Raw genomic sequence first — 24,188 nt, forward strand, 5'->3', positions numbered from 1 at the left:
ACACACCGTCACCACGAGCACTCGACAACCCGCCGAAAGTTGCCGCCCAGTACCGCGGTGATGTCGTCGGCGGCCCAGCCCCGTTGGGCGAGATGGCTTCCCAGGGTGACGAAAACCTCGGGCGCCATCCAGCGGATCGGCCCCCACCGCGTGTAGGACTCGTCGAACGCCTCGGGATGGTCGTGGATCTCGGCGAGGAAGTCCTCGGCGTCGAAGGAGTGATCAGTGCTGACGCCGACGTGCTCGATGCCGACGAGTTCGACCGCGTACTCGAGGTGGCGGGTCATCGCCTCGAGCGTCGGGGTGTTGGGGCCGAGGAAGATCCCGACACCGGTGATGCCGACGACCCCGCCGGTCGCGGCGCACTCACGGGCCTGATCGTCGGTGATGTTGCGAGGGTGATCCCACACACCGCGCATGCACGAATGGCTGTAGATGACGGGCTTGCTCGACACCTCGCACAGATCCAGGCCGGTGCGCACCGAGCAGTGTGAACCGTCAGGCACCATCCCGGCCGAATTCATCTCGGCGACGAGGTCTCGACCCCACGCGGTCAGTCCGGTGTCGTCGGTATCGAGGCACCCGCACCCGGCGCGGTTGGCGTGGTTGTACGACGGGAGCATCGTGCGAACGCCGAGGTCGACGAACCGGGCGACGTTGGCGAGGTCACCGTCGAGGGGATTGGAGTCCTCGAGATCGAAGGCCACCGCGATCCGCCCGACCGCGGCCTCGATGTCGGACGGCGTCGTCGCAAGCGCCAGGCCCGGGTGGTCGGTGATCGCGGCCCGGAAACGCCTCAGCAGCAACGACGAATCGTCGAAGCTCTGCGGCGAGTAGCCGACGTTGACCGACACATATGTCGGCCCGTTGCGGTCGAATCGCCGCAGGTATCCGACGTCGGCGTCGGGTTGCAGCGGCAGACATGCGTGCTGATCCCACAGAAGCGTCATACCGCCATCCTCTCCCGCCGTCGTGTCGTTGCGTACCCCTCGACACCGACCGTTCGTCGGGGCCGACCGACCGCCCACCGCACGGATGACCGGTTTCGTCGTGTGACCCGCGCCACCCCATTGTGTGTGACATGGACCTCATCAACTCTATGAGTCATCGACCATCACAGTTTGGGCGAACCATCACAGTTTGGGAGGATCTCGTGTCCACTGTCGACCAACCCACGCCGGCGTCGCCGCCGGCGCCCGCGCATCCGACGGGCGAGCAATACGTCGCGATGCAGGCCAGTCCGCAATTCCAGGATCTCAAGCGCACCCTGCGCCGCTTCGTGTTCCCGATGACCGCCTTCTTTCTGCTGTGGTACGCGGTGTACGTGCTGCTCGGGGCGTTCGCGCACGACTTCATGGCGACGCCTGTGTGGGGTGACATCAACTTGGGCCTCATTCTCGGCCTGTTGCAGTTCGTGACGACATTCGTCATCACCGGACTCTACGTCCGTTTCGCCAATCGTGACCTCGACCCCAAGGCCGAGGCGATCCGCACCGAGATGATGAACGAGGCCGCCAAATGACCACTCTCGCAGCATCTGCCGCCGTGGGTAATCCCATCGCGAACATCGCCATCTTCGTCGCCTTCGTCGCCATCACGTTGTTCGTGGTGATCCGCGCGAGCAAGAAGAACGCGTCGGCCACCGATTACTTCACCGGTGGCCGCGCGTTCTCCGGGCCCCAGAACGGCATCGCCATCGCCGGTGACTATCTGTCCGCCGCGAGCTTCCTCGGCATCGCCGGCGCCATCGCCGTGTACGGCTATGACGGCTTCCTCTACTCCATCGGATTCCTCGTGGCATGGCTGGTGGCGCTGTTGCTCGTCGCCGAATTGCTGCGCAACACCGGCAAATTCACCATGGCCGACGTCTTGAGCTTCCGCCTCAAGCAGCGCCCGGTACGACTGGCGGCGGCGATCTCGACACTGGCGGTCTCGCTGTTCTATCTGCTGGCACAGATGGCCGGTGCCGGCGGCCTGGTCGCCCTGCTGCTCGACGTGACCTCACGGACCGGGCAGTCGGTCGTGATCGCCGTGGTCGGCGCGCTGATGATCGTCTACGTGCTCGTCGGCGGAATGAAGGGCACCACCTGGGTGCAGATCATCAAGGCCGTGCTGCTGATCGCGGGTGCCGCGTTCATGACGGTCCTGGTGCTGGCCAAGTTCGGGCTCAACGTGTCCCACATCCTGGGCGGCGCACAAGATGCGATCAGTGGATCGTCGAGCGAAAAGGTCGCCGCCCGTGACGTTCTCGCGCCCGGCGCCAAGTACGGCGGGTCGATGGAATCGCAGATCAACTTCATCTCACTGGCCATCGCCCTGGTTCTCGGCACCGCCGGCCTTCCGCATGTGCTGATGCGTTTCTACACCGTCCCGACCGCGAAAGAGGCTCGGCGCTCGGTGGTCTGGGCGATCGCGCTCATCGGTGCGTTCTACCTGTTCACCCTCATCCTCGGTTACGGTGCCGCCGCGATCGTCGGACCCGACCGCATCCTCGCGGCCGCAGGCAAGGAGAACGCCGCAGCGCCACTGCTCGCCTTCGAACTCGGTGGCACGATCCTGCTCGGCATCATCGCAGCCGTCGCGTTCGCGACGATCCTCGCCGTCGTCGCCGGACTGACGATCACCGCCTCGGCGTCCTTCGCCCACGACATCTACGCCAACGTCATCAAGCGCGGCAAAGTCAGCGAGGACGACCAGGTCCGCGTATCACGCTACGCCGCAATCACTCTCGGCGTCCTCGGAATCGTGCTCGGCATCCTCGCCAACGGCCAGAACGTGGCCTTCCTGGTGGCCCTGGCGTTCGCCATCGCCGCCGCGGCCAATTTGCCGACCATCGTGTATTCGCTGTACTGGAAGCGCTTCAACACCCGCGGTGCACTGTGGAGCATCTACGGTGGCCTGGGTTCGACGCTGCTGCTCATCGTGTTCTCGCCCGCGGTCTCTGGTAAGGCCACCTCGATGGTCCCCGGTGCCGACTTCGCCTGGTTCCCGTTGGAGAATCCCGGCATCGTCTCGATCCCGTTGGCCTTCGTGCTCGGTATCGTCGGCACGCTGACCTCGCCGTCGGATCGCGGTACCCCCGAACGCAACGCCGAGATGGAGGTTCGCTCCCTGACCGGCGTGGGCGCCGAGGAGGCAGTGGCGCACTAGGACGGCATCCGGTGACCCCGAAGGCGTGTCTCCCGAGGTGATCTCGGGAGACACGCCTTTACCATTCGGGCATGACCAACTGCATCTTCTGCGCGATCGTCGCGGGTACGGCGCCGAGTGTCCGGGTGTCGGAAACGGAAACCACCTACGCATTCATGGACATCGCGCCGGGTAACGACGGCCATCTACTGGTGATTCCCAAGCGCCACAGCACCGATCTGCTCGACATCGACGCGCAGGGTCTGACGGCGGTCACCCTCGAAGCGCAGCGGATCGCCCGCGCCGTGGTCGGCGACCTCGACGCCGACGGCGTGAATCTCCTCAACTGCTGCGGCGCCGACGCCTGGCAGACCGTCTTCCACTTTCACCTGCACGTCATACCGCGTTACGCCGATCGGGACCGGGACCGCCTGCGACTGCCCTGGCAGCCGGGTGTCCCGGGAGATCGACAGGTGATGACGGACTTCGCCGATCGGCTGTCGGCCGCGCTGGGCTGAGGCGCACCGAGCCGGGGCGACTCGGCGTCGCGGGGGCCTCACCTTCCCAGGATGTCGTCCTCGACGTAGAGGCGCAACGCCCTCGCTCCGACGAGTGCTGTCCACACCTGGCGGTAGTCGAGATCGTGATACTCGCGAGCAACCTTGATCCGAATGCCGACGATCAGAGTCCACAGCTGGCCGTCGAACTCGTCGCGGAATCGCGCCGGGAGGTGCGACGCAGTGTTGCCGATGCGGCCGATCACCGCCTCGGCCGCACGTTGCTGACGCCAGCTTGCCAGGAGTACGGGCTTTCCATCTGCGACGAGCTCCTCAGCCTCCCGACAATGGTCGATGAGGTCGTCAAGGCGGTCGAGCACGCGGTCGCCATAGCGCTCGCCGATGGAGACGCGACTCTCTTCTGGCATCAGAGAGGCACCGCATCGGCGAGGACCCGCCGAGAGAAGCGCTTGTCGGTCAGAGCTCCGTCGCTGACCACGTCGACATCGACGCCCAGAAGCTCTCTCAACTCACCGATCAGAACCCCGACCTCTCCCAGATGCGTATCGGGGAGAAAGGTCACGAGGAGATCGAGGTCGCTGTTCTCGGTATCGGTTCCGCGGGCCACCGAACCGAATACACGGACGTTGCGGCCGCGGTGAGCCGACACCATCTCACGAATCTCTTCTCGGTGTCGACCTATCAGTTCCGACGGCCGCAGCCGTGTCGCCGCGTCGACCTTGGCCGCAACATCGGCTGTGACCGTTCGCTTTCCGCCCTCATAGGCAGAGATATGTGGTTGTGCAATGCCAGAGGCGTCAGCGAGTTGCGCCTGAGTCATTCCGGCGCGCCGCCGCCGACCGATCTCTACACCATCCATACCCACAGAATATTCCAATATTGGTATCAATTCTGGTTCGTCTGATGCACGGGAGTCCACCTCCGCCGCCTGCGCGCCCCTCGACCGGTGTTACCGGATACCCAGCACGACGACGTCGTTCACGGTGTTCGGTCGATCGTGGCGGAAGCAGGTCATCAGGATGGCGCCGGGTACCGGCAGGACCCCGGATACCTTGTCGCAAGGCGCGGGTCACGTCGTTGCCTGCCCATCGGCGGCGATCACCGCTACGACATTCGGTCCGGTCGGGGCCACCACCCCGCTCACGATGCCATCGCCGACGGCGGCGAGTCGTTGTCCGACCGGAATCTCGTCGGGTATCCCGTTCGGATAGAGGTCGACGCCACGGATGGTCGAGGTCGACGCGCTTCGTATGTCGACCATCGCGCTCCCGGATCGGCCGTCGGCGCCATACCAGCAGCCCATTTCCCCACCGTGCGGCAGCCGAACGGTAGATCTGCGAACGATCGGACCCACCGTCGCTGCCCGGTCTCACCGTGGTAGGCGGCCACCGAATCCCGGCCCAACACAACGAAACCCGGACCAGCCGGGATCACCGCAGACGGACCGAGCGCAGGTACGGTGTAGACGGTGCGGGTTCCCAGGCTTGTCGGGATCGATGGAATAGGAACCGCTGCAACGGCTTCCGCGGGATGGCGAGATCTCACCGCAACGATCGAGCCGGCGGCGGCACACACGACGACGAGGCCGCCGGCAAGCGCGCCGACGGGCACGGCTCGTGTGCCGGTCATGGCCGCCGGTCCGCCCGCGCGAACCGCCGCGACCAACAGCACCGCCACCGATGCAGCCATCAACGTCAACGCCCACCGCGACCGAGGCCGCGAGAAACACGGAGATCACCGGGGTCACCAAGAACGCGATTCGACGCCGGACACGTCTCACCATCACCCCGGTCACGGCCGCGACCAAAACCACCGCCTGCACGATGGCCATTCCCACCACCGTGCCGAGAAAAGAAGTGACAGAACCGAAGTCACCTCCGATCAGCGTGGCGGGCCGCCGACTGAAGAAGGCCACGACAGCCATCACAGCCGCGCCCAGCCCGCCTCCCGCTGCCAGGAGCGCGGCCCCTTTCGACACAGCTCGACCACACAGCCCTACCCCCAACCGACATCTCCCCCTGAGTTCCCGGCGTCAGCCGGCGTCGTTGATTCGTGCGAACGGTTGTGCCGCCTCGAGTTCGTAGGCGAGCTCGAGCAGCGTGCGCTCGTCACCGAGGTCGGTGGTGAAATGCATGCCGAGCGGCAGGCCCTGTGAGGTCTGCGCGAGCGGCAGGCTGATACCCGGCGCGCCGGAGGTGTTGTTGGCCGGGGTGAACGCGACGTAGCGGGTCAGGCGGTCGAAGATCTCGTCGAAATCGCCTGCGGGATCGAGGTATCCGATCTTCGGCGTGGTGTGTGCCAGCGTCGGCGACAGGACCGCGTCGAAGCGGGCGAAGGTCTCCTGGAAGCGCACGGTCGACTGTTTGAGTCCGCGAATCACCGACGGCGTACGCCACATGCGGCGCAGGTACATGCGCGAGAGTCCGCGGGTGAACGGATCGAGCTTGCTGCGGTCGAAACCCTTGTCGATCATCCGTTTTCCGAATCGGTCCAGCGAGAACGCCAGCATCGCCCAGTAATCGGTGAACTGGGTGACATAGGCACGGTCGACGGGTACCGGGATGAATTCGGTGCGGTGGCCCAGGCTTTCGAGGAGTTCGGCCGTGGCGGTCAGGCCGGCCTGGGTGTCGTCGTCGAGCAACTGTCCGGTCAGCGGCTCGGTGAGCATGGCGATGCGCAGGCGCCGCTCCGACGGCCCCTCGACGAGACCCACGGGTGGGAGACCCGGTGCCGGACAGAACTTCTCAGCATCGGAGAGAAAGTGGGCGGTATCGCGCACACTGCGACTGATGACCCCGTTGGAAATGAGGTCGATGGGCATCGCCTTACCCTCGGGCGAGGCCACCACCCGGTCGCGGCTGGGTTTGAGCCCCACGAGTCCGCACGCGGCGGCCGGGATTCGGATCGATCCGCCGCCGTCGTTGCCGTGCGCGATCGGCAACGCCCCCGATGCGACGAGTGCGGCCGATCCGCCGGAGGACGCACCCGAGGAGTAGTCGGTGTCCCAGGGATTGCGGGTGGGGTCACGGTCGACGAATTCGGTCGTCGCGGTCAGACCGAACGCCGGCAGCGTCGACGCCCCGACGATGTTCAGTCCGGTGGCGAGCAGTTGATCGGTGAACGGCTCGTTGGCGGTGGCCACCAGCACGGGGACCGCCGCGGAGCCGTGGGTCGTCGGGATACCCGCCATCAGGGTGTTGTTCTTGATGACCGAAGGCACGCCGGCGAACACGCCACCACCGAAATCGTCATCGGCGGCGCGCTTGCGGGCACGTTCCCTGTCGTCGATGGCGATCGCGTTGATCTGCGGGTTGACCCGGTCGATCCGCTCGAGCGCGGCGTCGACGGCTTCGGTCGCCGAGATCTCACCCGCGGCGATGGCCGCCGCCACGCCGAGTGCGTCGGACTGCCCGAGTGCGTCGTCTCCGAATGCATGCACATGCCTCATGCGCGCCCACCCTAGCGGGCGTCGACCCTGATAGCGTCCACTCCATCCACATGCACACGAAACGGGGCCCGGGGATGACGCGACGAGCACGACGCGGACTGTTGATCGCGGTGCTGGCCATCGCCGCGCTACTCGTTCCGGTCGGTGTGGCTCCCGAGGCCCACGCGGCCGGGCACATGGTGTCGGCGGGCTCGCCGTCGGAGAAGCTCACCACCATCGTCGTGCACTCCGATGCGATGGACCGCGACATCCCGCTGACGGTGATCAAGCCGCGCGATCCGTCGCAGCCGCGAGGCGTGCTGTATCTGCTCAACGGCGCAGGCGGCGGTGAGGACAGCGCCTCCTGGCTCGCGCGGACCGACATCGAGACGTTCTTCGCCGACAAGAACGTCTACGTCGTCATCCCCGAGCAGGGCGCATTCAGTTACTACACCGACTGGATTCGTCGTGATCCGACGCTCGGCGTCAACAAGTGGTCGACGTTCCTCGGCTCGGAGTTGCCCGCGGTCATCGACTCGGCCTACCGCACGAGCGGACGCAACGCGATCGGCGGCATCTCGTCGTCGGGGACCTCGGTGCTCAATCTGGCGATCGCGCATCGCGGGCTCTATCGGGCGGCAGCGTCCTACAGCGGTTGCGCGTCGACGTCGGACCCGTTGGGGCAGCAGTACATCAAGCTCGTCGTCGACGGTCGCGGCGGCGGCAACACCGTCAACATGTGGGGCCCCGACAACGGTCCGCTGTGGCGTGCCAACGATCCCGTCCGCAATGCGGGCAAGCTGCGCGGCACCGCGCTCTACATCTCCAACTCCAGCGGTCTGCCCGGTCCGCACGACACCCCGCAGGCGGTGCGCGACCCGATCACGCTGACCGATCAGGTGGTGCTCGGCGGCGGGATCGAGGCGGCCACCAGCATCTGCACCCAGCAGCTCCTCGGACGCCTCAGAGGACTGCGCATCCCCTTCACCGCCGACGTCGGCCGGCCGGGTACCCACTCATGGGGCTACTGGCAGGATCAGCTCCACCGGTCGTGGCCGTTCTTCCGACGCGCTATCGGCGGCTGATCAGGCGATCATCGCCATCACATCGCCGGCGAGTCGGGCGGCGAACGCGTCGTCCATGGCCTTGCCGAACACCGCGTGGTGATAGAGCGGCGCGATGATGTGGTCGAGGATCTGCTCGACGGTCGGCGTGGACTCACTGCGGTCGGTGGCACGGGCCACCATCTGCTGCGCCTGCGTGCGCCGAATCTCCCAGCACGGGCATTCGTCGACGAGTTCGTCGCGCGCAAGGACCATCGCGCGCAGGTAGGAGCGGCGTTTGGGCCGCCCAATGTCGTCGGCGATGATCTGTGCCCAGTCGGTGAGATCGCCGTGCAGGGTGCCGGTGTCGGGGAGATCCTCCCCTTGGGTGAGGGCGGCGACCGCCACCTCCTCGACGAGTGCGGTGATCGATCCCCACCGCCGGTAGATCGACGTCGGATTGACCCCGGCGATCTCGGCGACCTGCGGGATGGTCATGGTCTCGCGCTCACCGGCACCGACGAGTTGTCCCACGGCGCGGTACACCGCCTGCTGGACGCGCGCGCTGCGGCCGCCGGGCCGGCGCGGGTGCTGCCCCTCGTACACCTGCACATTCGTCGCCGTTGTCGCACCCATGGAATCGATTATTGCAAACTGCGTTGCTTTAGGGGTCCATCCCGGCTAGTTTGACTAACGCAAACGTCTTTGCTTTTGCCGGCTCGTCAACTTCGGAGGTTCCCGTGTCGCGACTACATCCGCACCGCGCGTTCTGGGTGGTCACCGCCACGGTGGTGATGGTGCTGTTCGCGTCGGCGGCGCCCTCACCGCTCTATCCCGTCTACCAACAGCTGTGGGGTTTCTCGTCGTTCACCCTGACCGGCGTCTTCGCGATCTACGTCGTCACGATGCTGATCAGCCTGCTGTCGGTGGGATCGCTCTCCGATCACATCGGCCGACGGCCCGTTCTCGCGGTTGCCCTGGTCCTGCTGATCGCGAGCATGGTGCTGTTCCTCCTCGCCGACGGCGTGGGCACGCTGATGGCCGCTCGTGCGCTGCAAGGGTTGGCGACCGGTGCCGCGATCGGCACGTTGACGGCAACCGTCGTCGACATGGCTCCGAGCCCACGCCTGTCGTCGGCGATCACCGGGGCGGGGCCGACCATCGGTCTCGCCGGCGGGGTCGCGGTGGCCGGCGTGTTGGTCCAATATGCTCCGCACCCGCGTTTCCTGGTCTACGAGATCGTCCTCGCCCTCTACGCCGTACTCCTGATCGCACTGCTGATCATCCCGGAAACCTCTGAACGCGTGGGCTTCTCGTCACGACGTCATCTGCTCGGCACCCTGGCACCGCAGGCGTCGGTGCCCGCCGCGGTGCGCTCACAGTTCTGGGCCGCCATCCCCGCGTTCGTGGCCACATGGTCGCTCGGTGGGCTCTATCTCTCGCTCGGCTCGTCGGTGGTGGCGCGCGTGTTCGGCGTCGCCAATCACGCCGAGGCGGGCCTGCTGCTGTTCGTCTTCTTCGCCGCAGGCGCACTGACCTCGCTGCTGATCACATCGTGGGCGCCGCAGGCCAAACTGGCCTTCGGCTATCCGGCGCTCGCCGGCGGCGCGGTCATCTCGCTGGCCGGTGTGCTCACCGAGTCCCTGCCGGTGTACATCGTCGGGTCGCTGATCGCCGGATCGGGATTCGCCGGGACCTTCCTCGGTGCACTGGACTCGATCAGTGCACAGACACCCGCCCCACAACGCGGACAGGTGTTCTCGGCGGTCTTCATCGTCAGCTACGTGGCCTTCAGTGTGCCCGCCGTGATCGCCGGACTCGTCGTCGGCCACCTCGGCCTGCGCGCCACCGTCGCGATCTACGTCGGCTACGTGCTGGCACTGGCCGTCCTCGGCGGACTGGCGTCGGCGCGCACCCGCCGGCGGGCGAATCTCCGGGGCCGGGTTTGCGTCCGCGACCTCGAAGAGTATGAAGGTAGGCATGCACCTGAAATTCAGTTCAAGTGAAGAAGCCTTCCGCGACGAACTTCGGACATTTTTCACCACCGCGATCCCCAAGGACCTGCGCGAACGCTCGGCCGCCGGGAAGCTGAACTACCCCGAGGACATCGTCACCACCACCCGCATCATGAACGAGGCGGGCTACGCCGTACCGCACTGGCCGACCGAATGGGGCGGACAGGACTGGACCCCGATCCAGCACCACATCTACCGCGAGGAGATGAGCCTCGCGTCGGTGCCCGACATGCTGCCGTTCAACGCGGGCATGATCGGCCCCGTCATCGCCCAGTTCGGGTCGCAGGAGATGAAGGAACGCTTCCTGCCCAAGACCGCCAACCTCGACATCTGGTGGTGCCAGGGCTTTTCCGAGCCCGAGGCGGGCTCGGACCTCGCGTCGCTGAAGACCCGCGCGGTGCGCGACGGCGACCACTACGTCGTCAACGGCCAGAAGACCTGGACCACCCTCGGCCAGTTCGCCGACTGGATCTTCTGCCTGTGCCGCACCGACCCCGACGTCAAGAAGCAGGCCGGCATCTCGATGCTGCTGTTCCCGATGGACACCCCCGGCGTCGAACTGCGTCCGATCCAGTTGATCGACGGCGGCTACGAGGTCAACGAGGTCTTCTTCAACGACGTGCGGGTTCCGGTGGACAACCTCGTCGGCGAGGAGAACCAGGGGTGGACGCAGGCGAAGTTCTTGCTGGGCAACGAGCGCAGCGGTATCGCGCGCGTCGGCTACACCAAGACCAAGCTGGCCCGCGCCAAGGAACTCGCCCGTGAGGTCACCGCGGCCGACGGCAAGCCGCTGATCGAGGACCCGTTCCTCGCCGCGCGCCTCGCCGAACTCGAGAACGAGGTCCTCGCCCTGGAGCTGACCCAGCTACGTGTGGTCGCATCGTCGGCCGACGGCAAGCCCAATCCCGCGTCGTCGCTGCTCAAGCTCCGCGGGAGCCAGCTGCAGCAGGAGGCGATGGAGTTGCTCGCCGACATCGCGGGCCCGGATTCGCTCCCGGTCGCCGGACTCGATCCGGCCGCGCCCAACGGATCGGCCGACATCGAGGCCCCGGAGTGGGCGCAGCTGTCGGTGCCGACCTATCTGAACTACCGCAAGGTGACCATCTACGGCGGTTCGTCGGAGGTTCAGCGCCAGATCATCGACAAGGCCGTGCTCGGCCTGTAATCGCGCCGCACACACGACCATTCGACCTCCCGACACACGAGGAACACACATGGATTTCGAACTGTCCGAAGAACAGACGATGTTGCGCGACACCGTCCGCGACGTCCTGAGCAAGACCTACGACGTCGAGACGCTGCGCAAGGTCACCGACACCGAGCTGGGCTGGAGCCGCGACGTCTGGAAGTCGTTGGCCGACATCGGCATTCTCGGCCTGACCATCCCCGAGGAGGACGGCGGCGCCGGAGCGGGCCCCGTCGAGTTCGCCTCGGTCATGGGCGAGATCGGCCGAGCGCTGGCACCCGAGCCGTACCTGGACGCGGCGTTGGTCCCGGGCTCGCTGATCGTCGCGACCGCCGAAGGCGACCTGCGCGAGGAACTCCTCGGCGGCCTGGCCGGCGGCGAGCTGCTTTTCGCCTTCGCCCATCAGGAGGCCGGCGACCGCTGGCCTGCGGCCGCGGTGGCCACCACCGCCGCCGACGGAAAGCTCGCCGGAAGCAAATCGTTGGTGCCGCACGGTGATTGCGCGGACAAGCTGATCGTGTCGGCGCGCGAGAACGGCGAGGTCGGCCTGTACCTCGTCGACGCCGACGCCGACGGCGTCACCCGCACCGCCTACCGCACCCACGATCGGCGTCGAGGCGCTCAGATCGTCTTCGACGGCGCTCCGGCCACCCGCCTCGGTTCCGGCGACGCCTCGGCACTGCTCGCCGACGTCGAGGTCGGCATCCAGACCGCACTGTGCGCGGAGGCCGTCGGCGCGATGGAACGCGCACTGGACCTCACCGTCGATTACCTCAAGACGCGCAAGCAGTTCGGGGTGACACTGGCGACGTTCCAGGCGCTGACGCACCGCGCTGCCGACATGTACGTGCAGCTCGAGCTGGCGCGGTCGATGAGCCTGTATGCGACGACCGCGCTCGCCGACGGCATCGCCGACCCGGTGATCGCCTCACGCGCCAAGCTGCAGATCTGCCGCTCGGGTCGCCACATCGGGCAGGAGGCGATCCAGATGCACGGCGGTATCGGTATGACCGCCGAGTACCCGGTCGGCCATTACACGAGCCGACTGACCGCCATCAGCCACACGCTCGGCGACGCGACCGAGCACGTGCAGAGCCTGGCACGCAACGTCAACTCCTACGATCTGGTCGCCCTGTCCTGATCTCGACCCGGGCGGGGTCGGCGCCGAGATCGGTGGCGCCGACCCCCTCCGGGCACAAACTCTCCACGCCGCACAGCAGATGCCGGTGCTCGGATTCGAGCAGGCGCAACAACCAGGTCATGGTGTGGAGTACACAACCGACCCGCTGGCCGCGTAAGGGTTTGGCCCATCCAGGGTTTGACCGAGTGAGGGTGTGACCTTTTCTCGCCGACGCCGGCCACGCGCCCGCGGCTTCTTGCCCGATCGGGCGCCGGTGATGGCCTAGGGTTCTCCGCAGGGATGCGGTTCGCCGCTGACGTGCGAGAACGGGAGAGTTTCAGTGGAGATCTTGCGGGACAACCTGGCACATGGTGCGTCGTTCTCCCTGGTGGGGATCGCACTGCTGATCGTCGGCTTCGTCGCCCTCGATCTGGTGACCCCGGGCCGGCTGCGGCAACTGGTCTGGGTCGACCACAACCGCAACGCCACGATCCTGACCGTCTCGATAGTGATCGGACTGGCAGCGGTGATGGTCTGTTCAGTGATCGACACCGCCTATCTCGAGCTGTGGCGCGGGCTGGTCTACACCATCGTCTACGTCGCGCTGACCATAGCGGTGATGATGTGGTCGTTCGTCCTGATCGACTGGCTCACCCCCGGCAAGCTCGGCACCCTGCTGCTCGACGACGACGGCGAACATCCGGCGATCTGGGTGACCGCGACGGTCTTCCTCGGTATCGGCGCGGTGATCGCCGCGGTTCTGCTGGCCTGACGCCTCGCCAGCCCCGCTTCGCTGACACCAGGGGCTTATTGACGCTTGCTCAATAAGTGCCCTAGTGTCCCCTGTGAGGACGGCGCGCGTCGTCCGGCCGGACAGACACCAGGCAGGGGGAATCACCGCATGGCCGCACCACTCATCGAGGAGTCCATCGACATCGACGCCACACCCGAACAGGTGTGGGAGGTCATCTCCGACCTCAAGCGCATGGGCGAATGGAGTCCGCAGTGCGTGAAGATGATCGTGCGCGGCCCGGTGGGCTTGGGCACCAAGACGATCAACGTCAACCGCCGCGGGCCGCTGGTGTGGCCGACGACGTCGAAGATCGTCCGGTTCTCCCCCAACCAGGAGCTCGGTTTCCGCGTCGCCGAGAACCGGACCGTGTGGAGCTACACCATCACGCCGACGGCGAGCGGGGTCACCGTGACCGAGCGTCGCGAGGTGCCGGGCGGGACCACGTCGACGGTGTCGTCGGTGCTGGTCGACAAGCTGATGGGCGGCACCGAGAACTTCGAGGCCGAGCTGAAACTCGGTATGGCCGAGACTCTCGGCAAGATCAAGCGCGCCGTCGAGGGCTGAGGAGCACCCTCACCCGTCGAGTTTCTCGATGAGGGCGGGCAGGTCGGCGATTGAGTCGATGACGTGGTCGGGGACCGGCCCGAACTCGTCGCGTTGCAGGGCCGTGAGTGCTTCCTCACGGAACTTGCCGGTCCGCACGAGCACCCCGATCAGCGCCGACGCCTGCGCGCCGAGGACGTCGTTGTGCATGTCGTCGCCGACCATCACCACCTGGGTCGGCTCGAGGTTCATCATCTCCACCGCAGCACGGAAGCCCAGCGGTGACGGTTTGCCGATGGCACGGATCTTGCGACCCGACGCCTTCTCCAGACCCTCGAGGTAGACGCCGGTGTCGATGGCCAGCCCCTGCGCGGTCGACCAGATCATCGATCGGTGCATCGCCACCACCGGCACCCCGGCCAACATCAGCTCGAGCACGATCGACAGTGCCCGATGCGTGAACACAGGCCCGGCGCCGCCGAGCACCACCACCTGCGCCTGCGAGGGGTCGTCGGTGAGAGCGATGCCGGTCATGTCGTCGGCGATCGGGCCCTCGTTGAGTACCCACGCCTTCTTGCCCGGATAGGTCTGCGCGAGGTATTCGGCGGTGAGTTTGGCCGCGGTGAGGATCTCCTCGGCCGACACCTCGAACCCGCAGCTGTTGAGGGCGTCGGCGATCTGACCGCGTGAGCGGGACGTCGTGTTGGTCAAGAACATCCGCGGCAGGCCGCGGTCGGCGAGGATGCGGACCGCCTCGACGGCGCCGGGCAGCGCCTTCCACGACGTGACCATCACACCGTCGATGTCCATCAGCAACCCGAGCGTCATCCCTCAAATCTAGGGCGTGCGGGGCGAACCTGCGCGTCGGCGGTGCGTGCGCGCCACAGGGGCGATGGCATGCTTGGGCGCATGCGTACGGTCACCGAACACCAGCAGGTCGTCGCCAGTCTGTTCGGCACGCCCGAGGCGGTCACCATGCCCGTCACGGCCGCACTGGGTCGGGTGCTCGCCGCCGACGCCGTCGCCCCGATCTCGTTACCCGGCTTCGACAACTCGGCGATGGACGGCTTCGCGGTCCGCGCTGCCGACGTCGCCGCGGCCACGCCGGCGCAGCCGGTGCACCTTCGCGTCGACGCCGACATCCCGGCCGGCCGCGTCGACCCGCCGCCGCTGGCACCGGGAACTGCGCACCGCATCATGACCGGCGCACCGATGCCGGCCGGTGCCGACGCGGTGGTGCCGGTGGAACTGACCACCGCCGTGTTCTCAGGCGCCGAACCCGTCGAGGGCACGCAGGTGGGCATCACCACCGCTGTGCCGACCGGTAAGCACATTCGCCCGGCGGGCTCCGACATCGTCGCCGGGCAGCCCGCGCTTGCGGCCGGTACCCGGATCGGTGCCGCGCAAATCGGGCTGCTGTGCGGGCTCGGGTTCTCGACGGTGAGCGTGTTCCGGCCGATGCGGGTGGCGGTGTTGTCCACCGGGTCCGAGCTAGTGGCGCCGGGAATTCCGTTGCGGCATGGACAGATCTACGAGTCCAACGGTGCCATGCTGACCGCGGCGGCCATCGAGGCCGGCGCCGAGGCCATCCACGTACATTTCGTCCCCGACGACACGACCCAGTTCTTGCATCGCCTCGACGAGATCGCCGCCGACGCCGACCTCATCCTCACCTCCGGCGGGGTCAGTGCCGGCGCCTTCGAGGTCGTCAAGGAAGCGCTGGGCATGACCGGCGGGGTGGAGTTCGTGAAGGTCGCAATGCAGCCGGGGATGCCCCAGGGCTGCGGGCACTATCGCGGTCCGGCCGGACGGTCCGTGCCGATCGTGACCCTGCCCGGCAATCCGGTGAGTTCGCTGGTGTCCTTCGAGGTGTTCATCCGCGACCCACTGCGCGCCGCGATGGGCCTACATCTGCGCCGGCAACGGATGCGCGCACAGCTGACCACCGCCCTGACCTCACCGGCGGGCAAACGTCAGTTCCAGCGTGCGGTCTTCGTCCGCCACCCCGACGGACCGGCCGTCACGACCGTCGGGCCACCGGCATCACACCATCTGAGCAACCTCGCGCACGCCGACGCGCTGGTCGACATCCCCGCCGAGACCGTGTCACTGGCGGCCGGCGACCTGGTGGACGTGGTTCGGCTGACGTGACCGGCGTGGTCGGCGGGCGGGGCGTAACCGATTGGGATGTTTGGGTTTTCGCCATGTCGAGGTCATCGACGCGCGGGGCTGCCGACCGACCAGATGCGGCGCCCGGCTCCGATGCCAGGCGCCGGTCGGTGTCGTGACGTCGAGGATGTGCCCGTATTCGGTGTCGATAGGCGTGTAGGTCCAACCATCGGCTTCCTTGGCGCGGTTGTGCGCCACGCAGGTGCCGTCGGCGTTGGCGAGCGAGGTGGGACCACCGTGCCGGTGCGGCTGGGCGTGATCGATCTCGGCGATCGGCGCATCGCAGAACGGAACCCGACACCGCCGGTCGCGCATGCGGACGAAGTGCGCGAGGCTCGACGGGAAGCACCGCGACCGCGCGTCGGCGGCCACCAGCGTGCCTTCCGCAGGCCGCACGTACAAACGCCGGATCGTCGAGGCGCTCTCGCCGTCGGGGTCGACGCCGTCGGCTATGAGCTGCCGCGCCATCTCGGCGGGGATCGGCCCGAATCCGGGTATCTCCGCCGACGCATCCCCGCCGAGCATCGTCTCGGCCGAGATCACCAGGTTCACCGCGACCGGCACCGCGGTGGCGCACGCCTGACCGGTGACCCGCTCGACAAGAGTGTCGGCCATGATCTGATCCCGCGTGCGTCCGTCGGACCCGACAATTGCATCGGCGTGGCGTGTGAGCGCGGCGAACACCGCCACCCCCTGGGCCATCGGGACCAGCGCCGACACCTGCGCCATCAGATCCGGTGCGGGGCGCACCGAAACCCGACGATCACGCTCGGCTTTCGCCTTGCGGTCGACGACGGTGCGGGGTTCGAGCTCGTAGGCCAACTCCTTGGCCCGCGCGGTCAACGCCCTATCCCCCATGCTCAGCAGAGCCTGCCGGTCCCCGGCGACGACACGATCGATCTCCTCGCGGGATTCTCGTGTCAGATAGGCGGTTTCGCGGACCAGGATGGTCGCGCGCCACTCGGTCAGATCGCCGTCCTCGAGCGCACCCAAGGTGTGCGGCATCTCGGTGGCCAGGGCCCGCGCGAACCCGAGGAATTGGCCACCTCGTTGCGCTGACGCCTTGCGCGCCAGACCGACCTCGGCCGACAACCCCTTACCCCTCTTACCTTGGGGCACATTGCGTTCGGTGTCATCGGCGGCGCGCAGTTCGTCGAGTCGGGCGGTCTCGCGCACCTGGGCGGCCGCGGCGGCGGACTTCAGTTCTTCCAGAACGGTGATCCGCTCGACCGCATCGGCCTGTGTGGCCGCCGCCGTCATCTCGACGAGCGCACAGGCGAACTCGCGAAGATCGTCGGTCGTCTCGAGCATTGCCACCCCCCCGGGTGTCCGTAACGCGGGCGTCGAACTTTTGATCTATTGTACATGCGTTCGGTGATCTGTGCCACCGATCTCGCCGGCTGTGCACAATCGCCGTCGATGCACACCGCCTCCCAGCACGTGGAGCCACCGGCGCCCGGGGCTCTAAGCTGAACGGGCGCGGCGAGCGGTCGCGTTGACGACGTCGGAGAGGATGACTGTGGCGAGGCGCCCGCGTGAGGACGCACCAGACGGATTGTCCCCGGCACATCTGGTCACCCTGGCCCGCGAGACCGTACCCCCGGTCCACCCGGCGGGCCTCCCCTTCGTCGCCGCGGCCTCGGCCGTCGCGGTGCTCGGTCGGCGTCACCGCTGGATCCGGACACCGGCGGTCCTGACCGCCGGGGCCTGCGCGGCCTTCTTCCGGCATCCCGCGCGCGTCGCGCCCACCGATCCGTTCGCGGTGGCCGCCCCGGCCGACGGGACCGTGAGTCTTCTCGACGAGGCCGTGCCGCCCCCCGAGTCCGGGCTCGGCGACGCGCCGCGACCTCGGGTGTCGGTGTTCCTCTCGCTGTTCGACGTCCACGTGCAGCGCGTGCCGATCGCCGGCACGGTGACCTCGGTGACCCACACGCCCGGCCGGTTCGTGTCGGCCGATCTCCCCGACGCGAGCGAGGTCAACGAGCGCACCACCATGACCATCCGCACTGCGACGGGCGCCGACATCGCGGTCGTGCAGATCGCCGGGCTGCTCGCCCGTCGAATCGTGTGCAATCCGACGGTCGGCGACGCACTGTCGGTCGGCGACACCTATGGGCTCATCCGCTTCGGCTCGCGGGTGGACGTCTACCTGCCGCCCGGCACCAGGCCGCAGGTCCGGCTCGGGCAGCGAACGATCGGGGCCGAGACGACGATCGCCGTCCTCGGTCCGGGCGCCGATCCAGCGGCAGGCCAATGAGTCCGCGCGCCGACCGGCCGGGAACCCCACACCGCACGCCCGCGCGCGTGGCCGGACGCGCACACACCCCAGCCGAGCAGTCGCGGTTGCGGCGTCAGGCGTCGGCGGGCCGGATGTTCGTACCGTCGGCGCTGACGATCCTCGCGATCTGCGCGGGCATGACCGCGATCCGGTTCGCGTCCAACGACAACATCAATGCGGCACTGGCCCTACTCGTCGCGGCCGCACTACTCGACGGCATCGACGGGCGGGTGGCGCGTCTGATGGGTGCCACCACCAAGATCGGCGCGGAGATCGACTCGCTCGCCGACGCCATCAATTTCGGTGTGGTGCCGGCATTCCTGGTGTATCTGACCCTGATGGAGCACGCCGACATCGGCTGGCTGATCGGCCTGGTCTACACGTGCGCGATCGTGTTGCGCCTGGCCCGCTTCAACACCCTGCTCGATGACGACGACGCACCCGCGTACACCCGCGACTTCTTCGTCGGCGTGCCCGCACCGGCCGCCGCGATCATCGCGTTGCTGCCCGTCGGGCTGCTGCAGCAGTTCGGGTCGGGCTGGTGGACGTCGCTGCCGGTGGTGTGCACGTGGCTGCTCATCGTCGCGTTCCTCGCGGCCAGCCGGGTACCGACGGCGTCGTTGAAGGCGGCGAAGGTGTCTCCGCGGGCTCTGCCGGTCCTGCTGATCCTGGTCGCCGTCGGCGCGGCACTGCTGGTGACCTTCCCCTACGTGTTGATGATCATCGGCATCGCGGGCTACGCCGCGCACATCCCGTTCGCGTGGCGCTCTCGTCGATGGGTGGCCTCGCGCCCCGAACACTGGGACGCGCCACCACGGGAACGTCGCGCGGAGCGGCGGGCCATGGCGCGTGAGACGCCCGGACGGCGCGTCATTCCGCGGCGTCGGCAGACGATGAAGAAGTCGCAGGCACGCCTCGGCCTGCACCGGCCCGCCGGCACCGGCACGATCACACCCCGTCCCGACGGCACGTCCCATCCCGACGACGCCGAAAGCCCCACCGCGTGAGCGCCCAACTCACGCTCACCGCACGCCTGAACCCGTCGGCCGGCGACGCCCGCCGCGGCATCGTGCGCGTACACCCCGAGGCGCTCACCGCACTCGGACTCCGCGAATGGGATGCGGTACGCATCACCGGTGCGCGCGTGAGCGCCGCCGTCGTCGCCGCTGCCCCCGCGGACTCGTCGACCGGCACGATCCTGCTCGACGACATCTCCTTCTCCAACACCGGCGTCCGCGAGAACGCCGCGGTGGTCGTCGAGCCGGTGCAGGTGCAGGCGGCCACCCGGGTGACGGTCACCGGGTCGGCGTTGGCCAGCCAGGGCGTCGACGCGCCGACCCTGCGTCGCGCACTGCTCGGCAAGGTGCTTTCGGTGGGCGACACCGTCTCCCTGCTCCCCCGCGACCTCGGACCCGAACTGACCGCCAGCGAGGCGGTGCGCGCCCTGGCCCGCTCCGTCGGGATCACCTGGACCACACAGCTTCTCACGGTGACCGCCACCGACCCCGGGGCGCCGGTCAGCGTGCAGCCCAACACCGCGGTGGTGTGGACGGACACCACCGCGGTGGGCGCCGTCAGCGGGGTGAGAAGCGCTGTCAGCGGGGTGACGGGCGCTGTCGGCGGGGTGACGGGCGCCGTCAGCGGGGTGAGAAGCGCTGTCGGCGGGGTGACGGGCGCTGTCGGCCGGGTGGCGAGCGCTGTCGGCGCGGTCACGGGTGCAGTGCGGCCGGTGGCCGAGCTCGTCGGCGTCGACGATCAGGTGGCGAAACTGACCGAGTGGCTGCGGATCACGCTCGATCAGCCCGAGGTGTTGCGCACCCTGGGGGCGGTCCCGCGCCTTGGGGTATTGCTGACCGGCCCAGCCGGGGTGGGCAAGGCGACGCTGGTACGGGCGGTGGCGGCCGGGCGACCACTGGCCGTGATCGACGGCCCGACCGTCGGTGCGACCGAGGCGAATTCGCGACTACGCACCGTCACCGACGCCGTGTCCTCACTGCGTCCCGGCGGCGGGGTCCTGCTGATCACCGACGTCGACGCCCTGCTACCCGCCGAGGCCGAGCCGGTCTCCACACTCCTCCTCGACACCCTACGAGAAGCGTTGGCCGGCAAGGATGATCAACCCGGAACGATCGCACTGATCGCCACCACGACACAACCGGCAGCGGTCGACACCCGATTGCGCGATCCCCAACTCTGCGATCGGGAGCTCTCGATCGGGCTGCCCGACGCGGCATTGCGCGGCCGGTTGCTCGCGGCCATCCTCACCGGCGTGCCCACCGAGGGCGACCTGCATCTCTCCGAAATCGCCTCACGGACACCCGGTTTCGTCGCCGGCGATCTCGCGGCCCTGACCCGGGAGGCGGCCCTGCGGGCGGCGGCCCGGGTGACCGCGGCCGGATCGACGGCCGCACCGGCACTGACTGCCGAGGACCTGCGGGGCGCCGTCGGGGTGATCCGACCGGTGTCGCGTGCGACGTCGCCGGAGGTGTCGTTGGGATCGATCACGCTCGACGACGTCGGCGACATGGTCGAGACCCGGCAGGCGCTCACCGAGGCCGTGCTGTGGCCGCTCGAACATCCCGACACGTTCACCCGTCTCGGTGTCGATCCGCCGCGCGGGGTGCTGCTCTACGGACCGCCCGGCTGCGGCAAGACCTTCGTGGTACGGGCGTTGGCCGCGTCGGGCCGGCTCTCGGTGCACACCGTCAAGGGCGCCGAACTCATGGACAAGTGGGTCGGCGCCTCCGAGCGCGCGGTCCGCGACTTATTCGACCGCGCACGGGAATCCGCGCCCTCCCTGATCTTCCTCGACGAGGTGGACGCATTGGCGCCCCGGCGCGGTCAGTCGTCGGATTCCGGGGTCTCCGATCGCGTGGTCGCCGCGCTGCTCACCGAACTCGACGGCGTCGAACCGCTGGCCGACGTCGTCGTCCTCGGTGCCACCAATCGTCCGGATCTGATCGATCCGGCGTTGCTGCGGCCGGGCCGGCTTGAGCGACTGGTATTCGTCCCACCACCGGATGCGCAGGCACGCGCCGACATCCTGCGCACCTCGGGACGCAACGTCCCACTCGCCGACGACGTCGACATCGAGGCGCTGGCAACAGATCTCGACGGTTACTCGGCCGCCGACTGCTCGGCCCTGCTGCGGGAGGCCGCACTCTCGGCGATGCGCCGCAACATCGAGGCCGCCACGGTCACCGCCGACGACGTCGCCGACGCCCGCACCCGGGTGCGCCCGTCGCTGGACGCCGCACAGGTGGACAATCTCCGCGCCTACGCCCAGCGTCGGTCGGAGTAGTTTGCCTCCGGCAACGCAATCGATCGACACCCAGATCGCCGCCGAGGACACCGAAGGATTCTTGATGACGAATACACCAACTCAGACCACCGATTCCACCCCGGCTCAGATCGAGGCGAGAGTGGCGGCGGCCCACGGCGCCACCACGACCTGGGCCGCAACCCCCGCGGCTGAGCGGGCTCTCGCTCTGGCACACATGGCCGATGTCCTCAACGAGCATGCCGATGAACTGATCGATTTGGCCGCCGAGGAGTCCCATCTGACCATCGGACGACTGCGCGGCGAACTCGTCCGAACGACCTTCCAACTGCGCTATCTCGGCGAGTACGTCGCCGCCGGCCGGCACCTCGATCCGGTCGTCGATCACGCCGACCCTGACTGGCCGATGGGCGCACCGCGGCCTGATCTGCGCCGCACCCATCTACCGCTGGGACTCGTCCTCAATTTCGCGGCGGGCAATTTCCCGTTCGCGTTCAGCATCCCGGGCACGGACACGGCCTCGGCACTGGCCGCGGGTTGCCCGGTGGTCGTCAAGATCCATCCCGGCCATCCGCGGCTCTCGATACGCATCGGCGACCTCATGACGACCGCCCTGCACGATGCCGGCGCCCCCGACGGCGTGTTCGGCACGATTGCCGGGGTCGACGCCGGAATCACCGCGCTGACCGATCCACGGGTTCGGGCGGCAACCTTCACCGGCTCCACCCGCGGTGGGCGCGCTCTGTTCGACGTCGCGTCGTCGCGTCCGGACCCAATCCCGTTCTTCGGCGAGCTGGGCAGTGTGAACCCGGTGTTCGTCACCGCCGCGGCCGACCGCGCACGTGGCGCCGAGATCGCCGAACAGTACGTGACGTCGTTTACCCTCGGCATGGGTCAGTTCTGCACCAGCCCAGGGCTTCTCATCGTCCCCGACGGCTCGGCGACGCTTGCCGCCCTCGAGCGGACCACTCTGCCCGACCCGGCACCGATGCTCACCGCATCGATGCGCGCCGGCTTCGATCGCGCGGTAGGCGAGGTCACCGCTCTCGACGGCGTGAACACGTTGCGCTGCGTCGACGGTGACTCCGAACTCGCCGCCGCCGTGCAACTGCACCGCACCACGGCCGCACGGGTCGTCGAGGCGCCCGAAACCCTACTCCAGGAGTGCTTCGGACCGTCATCGGTCGTCGTCACCTATGCCGACCCCGGCGAGCTGGCGACGCTGGCCGCGGCACTACCCGGCCAACTTACCGCGACGGTGCACGGCGAGGAATCCGACATCGACGACGTGCACTCGTTGACCGATGTTCTCGCGCGCAAAGCCGGCCGGGTTCTGTGGAATCAGTGGCCAACGGGAGTGTCGGTGACCGACGCCCAGCACCACGGCGGCCCGTATCCAGCAAGCACCGCCATCCACACCACTTCGGTGGGCGCCAAAGCGATTGCGCGATTCCTGCGTCCGATCACCTACCAGAACTTCCCAGCCCGGCTGCTTCCGCCGGAGGTGGCAGGCGAGCAGCCCGGCTGATCCGGGCAGCGCACCGGTGCCCGGATCAGCTGGACTGCGACTGCGACTGCGTCTGGGTGGGTGCGGCCGTTTGACCGTTGGGAGCCTGACCTCCCTGGGGCCCAATGGGAGCCTGACCTCCCTGGGGCCCAATGGGAGCCTGACCGCCCTGGGGCCCGTTGGGGACCTGACCGTTCTGCTGACCCGGCAACTGGCCGTTCGCACCACCGGGCAACTGGCCGCTCATGCCCCCGCCGTTCATGCCCCCGCCCGGGAATTGGCCGCTGCCGCCCCCTGGGAATTGCTGCTGGGTGCTCGACGACCCGGAGTGCCCGACGACGTATCCGGCGCCGAAGCCGAGGAGCCCGAATCCCACCGCGAGTCCGATACCACCGGCGATGATCGCGTTCTTGGTCTTCGACGGGACTGCTGGACCGCTCACCGCGACCGGTTCGTCGACCTCGTCCGGCCGCGCCCGGACTATGGGCTGGGTCACCGCCGCGGGTTCGGTTGCCAGAGCAGGTTCGGTCACCGGAGTCGTCGGGTCATCGCCCTCGTTCGGGTCGGGCACGTGAGCCTGGGTCGTGGTGTCGGGAGCCGACATGAGTCACTCTCGCTTTCGCGGGTCTGCCCGGGGCGCGTCTGAGGAGCGCTGTCGGGGGCCTGATGGAAGTGACTCCACGGTGCCGACGTCCGCTTGGTCGGGACTGCCCGATCGCTGTGAGTCGACTGTGAAACCGTCGCGATGCGACTACGCCGAGACGTGATAGAAGACCGACGTCCCCCCGGCGGCGGCCTGCGAGGTGATGCCGACGGTCACCCAGTAGGTCTTGCCGTCCTTGGATGCCGAGAGCCGCACCACGGTCTGTCCACCCTCGCTGTCGCGACCGTCCTCCTGATACCCGGCGTCGGTGAGCGCCCGGACGGCCTTGTCGATCGGATTGCCCGCATTCGCCGGCGCCTGCACCACCACATTCCACTCGTCGGTGGTGCCGTCACCGGAGATGACGTGCCCGTCGATCAGCGGGACCTGCGACGACGGGAAGTCCTTCGGCAGTCCCTCGCGCTGGGCGGGCGCGTCGTCGGAGCACCCTGCCGCGAACAGCATCAGCACAGTGGCGACGACCACAGCGAGGACCGTCGCCGCGACTCTGTCGAACCGGGGCATGCCCGCAACGGT

At 68.1% G+C, this 24,188-nt stretch carries 24 protein-coding genes; 14 read left to right on the forward strand and 10 right to left on the reverse strand.

Annotation, left to right across the window (positions count from 1 at the left end):
- Positions 1-8 precede the first annotated feature (8 nt).
- Entirely contained in the window at positions 9-950 is a 942-nt protein-coding gene (locus tag QNM97_RS19470) for a dipeptidase (RefSeq protein WP_283819918.1), read from the reverse strand.
- A 203-nt stretch (positions 951-1,153) separates the two neighbouring features.
- Between QNM97_RS19470 and QNM97_RS19475 the strand changes: the two genes are divergently transcribed.
- The 3 genes from QNM97_RS19475 (at position 1,154) to QNM97_RS19485 (ending at position 3,647) form a co-directional block, all read left to right on the forward strand.
- The gene (locus QNM97_RS19475; protein WP_208794159.1) at positions 1,154-1,522 is read left to right on the forward strand and encodes a DUF485 domain-containing protein; all 369 of its coding nucleotides are present in this window, start codon (positions 1,154-1,156) and stop codon (positions 1,520-1,522) included.
- On the forward strand, positions 1,519-3,150 hold the full coding sequence (locus QNM97_RS19480; RefSeq protein WP_283819919.1) for a monocarboxylic acid transporter: 1,632 nt from the start codon (positions 1,519-1,521) through the stop codon (positions 3,148-3,150). The genes QNM97_RS19475 and QNM97_RS19480 overlap by 4 nt, the downstream gene beginning before the upstream one ends.
- Before the next feature lie 71 nt (positions 3,151-3,221).
- The gene (locus tag QNM97_RS19485) at positions 3,222-3,647 is read left to right on the forward strand and encodes an HIT family protein (protein WP_283819920.1); all 426 of its coding nucleotides are present in this window, start codon (positions 3,222-3,224) and stop codon (positions 3,645-3,647) included.
- 38 nt (positions 3,648-3,685) lie between these two features.
- Here QNM97_RS19485 and QNM97_RS19490 read toward each other — a convergent pair whose 3' ends face one another.
- The 4 genes from QNM97_RS19490 to QNM97_RS19505 form a co-directional block, all read right to left on the reverse strand.
- Positions 3,686-4,054 (reverse strand): HepT-like ribonuclease domain-containing protein, encoded by a 369-nt coding sequence (locus QNM97_RS19490; RefSeq protein ID WP_283819921.1) that lies wholly within the window; start codon positions 4,052-4,054, stop codon positions 3,686-3,688.
- Positions 4,054-4,566 carry a nucleotidyltransferase domain-containing protein gene (locus QNM97_RS19495; RefSeq protein ID WP_283819922.1) on the reverse strand — a complete coding sequence of 171 codons (513 nt, stop codon included), beginning with the start codon at positions 4,564-4,566 and terminating at the stop codon, positions 4,054-4,056. Before QNM97_RS19495 ends, QNM97_RS19490 begins: the two co-directional genes overlap by 1 nt.
- A 150-nt stretch (positions 4,567-4,716) precedes the next feature.
- Positions 4,717-4,908 carry a hypothetical protein gene (locus tag QNM97_RS19500; RefSeq protein ID WP_283819923.1) on the reverse strand — a complete coding sequence of 64 codons (192 nt, stop codon included), beginning with the start codon at positions 4,906-4,908 and terminating at the stop codon, positions 4,717-4,719.
- A 771-nt stretch (positions 4,909-5,679) separates the two neighbouring features.
- Complete coding sequence (locus QNM97_RS19505) at positions 5,680-7,095, reverse strand: amidase (RefSeq protein ID WP_283819924.1); 1,416 nt, start codon at positions 7,093-7,095, stop codon at positions 5,680-5,682.
- 74 nt (positions 7,096-7,169) lie between these two features.
- Here QNM97_RS19505 and QNM97_RS19510 point away from each other — a divergent pair, with 74 nt between their 5' ends.
- Positions 7,170-8,159, forward strand: coding sequence for an alpha/beta hydrolase (locus QNM97_RS19510; RefSeq protein ID WP_283819925.1), 990 nt, complete (start codon positions 7,170-7,172; stop codon positions 8,157-8,159).
- On the opposite strand, the gene QNM97_RS19515 is transcribed toward QNM97_RS19510, so the two are convergent.
- On the reverse strand, positions 8,160-8,753 hold the full coding sequence (locus QNM97_RS19515) for a TetR/AcrR family transcriptional regulator (protein WP_283819926.1): 594 nt from the start codon (positions 8,751-8,753) through the stop codon (positions 8,160-8,162).
- A 104-nt stretch (positions 8,754-8,857) separates the two neighbouring features.
- Between QNM97_RS19515 and QNM97_RS19520 the strand changes: the two genes are divergently transcribed.
- The 5 genes from QNM97_RS19520 to QNM97_RS19540 all read left to right on the forward strand — a co-directional run bounded on the left by QNM97_RS19520 (position 8,858) and on the right by QNM97_RS19540 (position 13,795).
- Entirely contained in the window at positions 8,858-10,123 is a 1,266-nt protein-coding gene (locus QNM97_RS19520; protein ID WP_283819927.1) for an MFS transporter, read from the forward strand.
- Entirely contained in the window at positions 10,098-11,297 is a 1,200-nt protein-coding gene (locus tag QNM97_RS19525) for an acyl-CoA dehydrogenase family protein (RefSeq protein WP_283819928.1), read from the forward strand. Before QNM97_RS19520 ends, QNM97_RS19525 begins: the two co-directional genes overlap by 26 nt.
- 49 nt (positions 11,298-11,346) lie before the next feature.
- The gene (locus tag QNM97_RS19530; RefSeq protein WP_283819929.1) at positions 11,347-12,459 is read left to right on the forward strand and encodes an acyl-CoA dehydrogenase family protein; all 1,113 of its coding nucleotides are present in this window, start codon (positions 11,347-11,349) and stop codon (positions 12,457-12,459) included.
- Positions 12,460-12,778: 319 nt separating this feature from the next.
- Complete coding sequence (locus tag QNM97_RS19535; protein ID WP_283819930.1) at positions 12,779-13,210, forward strand: DUF350 domain-containing protein; 432 nt, start codon at positions 12,779-12,781, stop codon at positions 13,208-13,210.
- A 129-nt stretch (positions 13,211-13,339) separates the two neighbouring features.
- Entirely contained in the window at positions 13,340-13,795 is a 456-nt protein-coding gene (locus tag QNM97_RS19540) for an SRPBCC family protein (protein ID WP_020172411.1), read from the forward strand.
- 9 nt (positions 13,796-13,804) lie between these two features.
- Here the strand turns inward: QNM97_RS19540 and QNM97_RS19545 are convergent, their stop codons facing one another.
- On the reverse strand, positions 13,805-14,602 hold the full coding sequence (locus QNM97_RS19545) for an HAD-IIA family hydrolase (protein WP_283819931.1): 798 nt from the start codon (positions 14,600-14,602) through the stop codon (positions 13,805-13,807).
- Between the two features lie 81 nt (positions 14,603-14,683).
- Between QNM97_RS19545 and moeA the strand changes: the two genes are divergently transcribed.
- Positions 14,684-15,925: a molybdopterin molybdotransferase MoeA gene (gene moeA, locus QNM97_RS19550; protein ID WP_283819932.1), complete on the forward strand. Its 1,242-nt coding sequence runs from the start codon at positions 14,684-14,686 to the stop codon at positions 15,923-15,925.
- On the opposite strand, the gene QNM97_RS19555 is transcribed toward moeA, so the two are convergent.
- On the reverse strand, positions 15,881-17,254 hold the full coding sequence (locus QNM97_RS19555; protein ID WP_283819933.1) for an HNH endonuclease: 1,374 nt from the start codon (positions 17,252-17,254) through the stop codon (positions 15,881-15,883). The two genes, moeA and QNM97_RS19555, sit on opposite strands and share 45 nt — an antisense overlap.
- A gap of 208 nt (positions 17,255-17,462) precedes the next feature.
- Between QNM97_RS19555 and QNM97_RS19560 the strand changes: the two genes are divergently transcribed.
- From QNM97_RS19560 to QNM97_RS19575, 4 genes are all read left to right on the forward strand, one after another.
- On the forward strand, positions 17,463-18,200 hold the full coding sequence (locus QNM97_RS19560; protein ID WP_283823255.1) for a phosphatidylserine decarboxylase: 738 nt from the start codon (positions 17,463-17,465) through the stop codon (positions 18,198-18,200).
- Positions 18,197-19,228: a CDP-alcohol phosphatidyltransferase family protein gene (locus tag QNM97_RS19565; RefSeq protein WP_283819934.1), complete on the forward strand. Its 1,032-nt coding sequence runs from the start codon at positions 18,197-18,199 to the stop codon at positions 19,226-19,228. Before QNM97_RS19560 ends, QNM97_RS19565 begins: the two co-directional genes overlap by 4 nt.
- Positions 19,225-21,522, forward strand: coding sequence for an AAA family ATPase (locus tag QNM97_RS19570; RefSeq protein ID WP_283819935.1), 2,298 nt, complete (start codon positions 19,225-19,227; stop codon positions 21,520-21,522). The genes QNM97_RS19565 and QNM97_RS19570 overlap by 4 nt, the downstream gene beginning before the upstream one ends.
- Positions 21,523-21,586: 64 nt before the next feature.
- On the forward strand, positions 21,587-23,029 hold the full coding sequence (locus QNM97_RS19575; protein ID WP_283819936.1) for an aldehyde dehydrogenase (NADP(+)): 1,443 nt from the start codon (positions 21,587-21,589) through the stop codon (positions 23,027-23,029).
- Positions 23,030-23,054: 25 nt separating this feature from the next.
- Here QNM97_RS19575 and QNM97_RS19580 read toward each other — a convergent pair whose 3' ends face one another.
- Both QNM97_RS19580 and QNM97_RS19585 read right to left on the reverse strand, forming a co-directional pair.
- Positions 23,055-23,612, reverse strand: a complete 558-nt coding sequence (locus tag QNM97_RS19580) for a hypothetical protein (RefSeq protein WP_283819937.1) — start codon at positions 23,610-23,612, stop codon at positions 23,055-23,057.
- Between the two features lie 147 nt (positions 23,613-23,759).
- Positions 23,760-24,176 (reverse strand): hypothetical protein, encoded by a 417-nt coding sequence (locus QNM97_RS19585; RefSeq protein ID WP_283819938.1) that lies wholly within the window; start codon positions 24,174-24,176, stop codon positions 23,760-23,762.
- Positions 24,177-24,188 lie beyond the last annotated feature (12 nt).

The sequence above is a fragment of the Gordonia sp. L191 genome, from assembly GCF_030077625.1.
GTDB classification, from domain to species: domain Bacteria; phylum Actinomycetota; class Actinomycetes; order Mycobacteriales; family Mycobacteriaceae; genus Gordonia; species Gordonia polyisoprenivorans_A.

Coding starts and splice junctions, on each gene's coding strand:
- QNM97_RS19575 (WP_283819936.1), top strand. CDS start 21,587: ATGACGAATACACCAACTCAGACCACCGATTCCACCCCGGCTCAGATC.
- QNM97_RS19480 (WP_283819919.1), top strand. CDS start 1,519: ATGACCACTCTCGCAGCATCTGCCGCCGTGGGTAATCCCATCGCGAAC.
- QNM97_RS19510 (WP_283819925.1), top strand. CDS start 7,170: ATGACGCGACGAGCACGACGCGGACTGTTGATCGCGGTGCTGGCCATC.
- QNM97_RS19470 (WP_283819918.1), bottom strand. CDS start 950: ATGACGCTTCTGTGGGATCAGCACGCATGTCTGCCGCTGCAACCCGAC.
- QNM97_RS19525 (WP_283819928.1), top strand. CDS start 10,098: ATGCACCTGAAATTCAGTTCAAGTGAAGAAGCCTTCCGCGACGAACTT.
- QNM97_RS19505 (WP_283819924.1), bottom strand. CDS start 7,095: ATGAGGCATGTGCATGCATTCGGAGACGACGCACTCGGGCAGTCCGAC.
- QNM97_RS19585 (WP_283819938.1), bottom strand. CDS start 24,176: ATGCCCCGGTTCGACAGAGTCGCGGCGACGGTCCTCGCTGTGGTCGTC.
- QNM97_RS19485 (WP_283819920.1), top strand. CDS start 3,222: ATGACCAACTGCATCTTCTGCGCGATCGTCGCGGGTACGGCGCCGAGT.
- QNM97_RS19580 (WP_283819937.1), bottom strand. CDS start 23,612: ATGTCGGCTCCCGACACCACGACCCAGGCTCACGTGCCCGACCCGAAC.
- QNM97_RS19555 (WP_283819933.1), bottom strand. CDS start 17,254: ATGCTCGAGACGACCGACGATCTTCGCGAGTTCGCCTGTGCGCTCGTC.
- moeA (WP_283819932.1), top strand. CDS start 14,684: ATGCGTACGGTCACCGAACACCAGCAGGTCGTCGCCAGTCTGTTCGGC.
- QNM97_RS19490 (WP_283819921.1), bottom strand. CDS start 4,054: ATGCCAGAAGAGAGTCGCGTCTCCATCGGCGAGCGCTATGGCGACCGC.
- QNM97_RS19515 (WP_283819926.1), bottom strand. CDS start 8,753: ATGGGTGCGACAACGGCGACGAATGTGCAGGTGTACGAGGGGCAGCAC.
- QNM97_RS19565 (WP_283819934.1), top strand. CDS start 18,197: ATGAGTCCGCGCGCCGACCGGCCGGGAACCCCACACCGCACGCCCGCG.
- QNM97_RS19500 (WP_283819923.1), bottom strand. CDS start 4,908: ATGGTCGACATACGAAGCGCGTCGACCTCGACCATCCGTGGCGTCGAC.
- QNM97_RS19545 (WP_283819931.1), bottom strand. CDS start 14,602: ATGACGCTCGGGTTGCTGATGGACATCGACGGTGTGATGGTCACGTCG.
- QNM97_RS19540 (WP_020172411.1), top strand. CDS start 13,340: ATGGCCGCACCACTCATCGAGGAGTCCATCGACATCGACGCCACACCC.
- QNM97_RS19530 (WP_283819929.1), top strand. CDS start 11,347: ATGGATTTCGAACTGTCCGAAGAACAGACGATGTTGCGCGACACCGTC.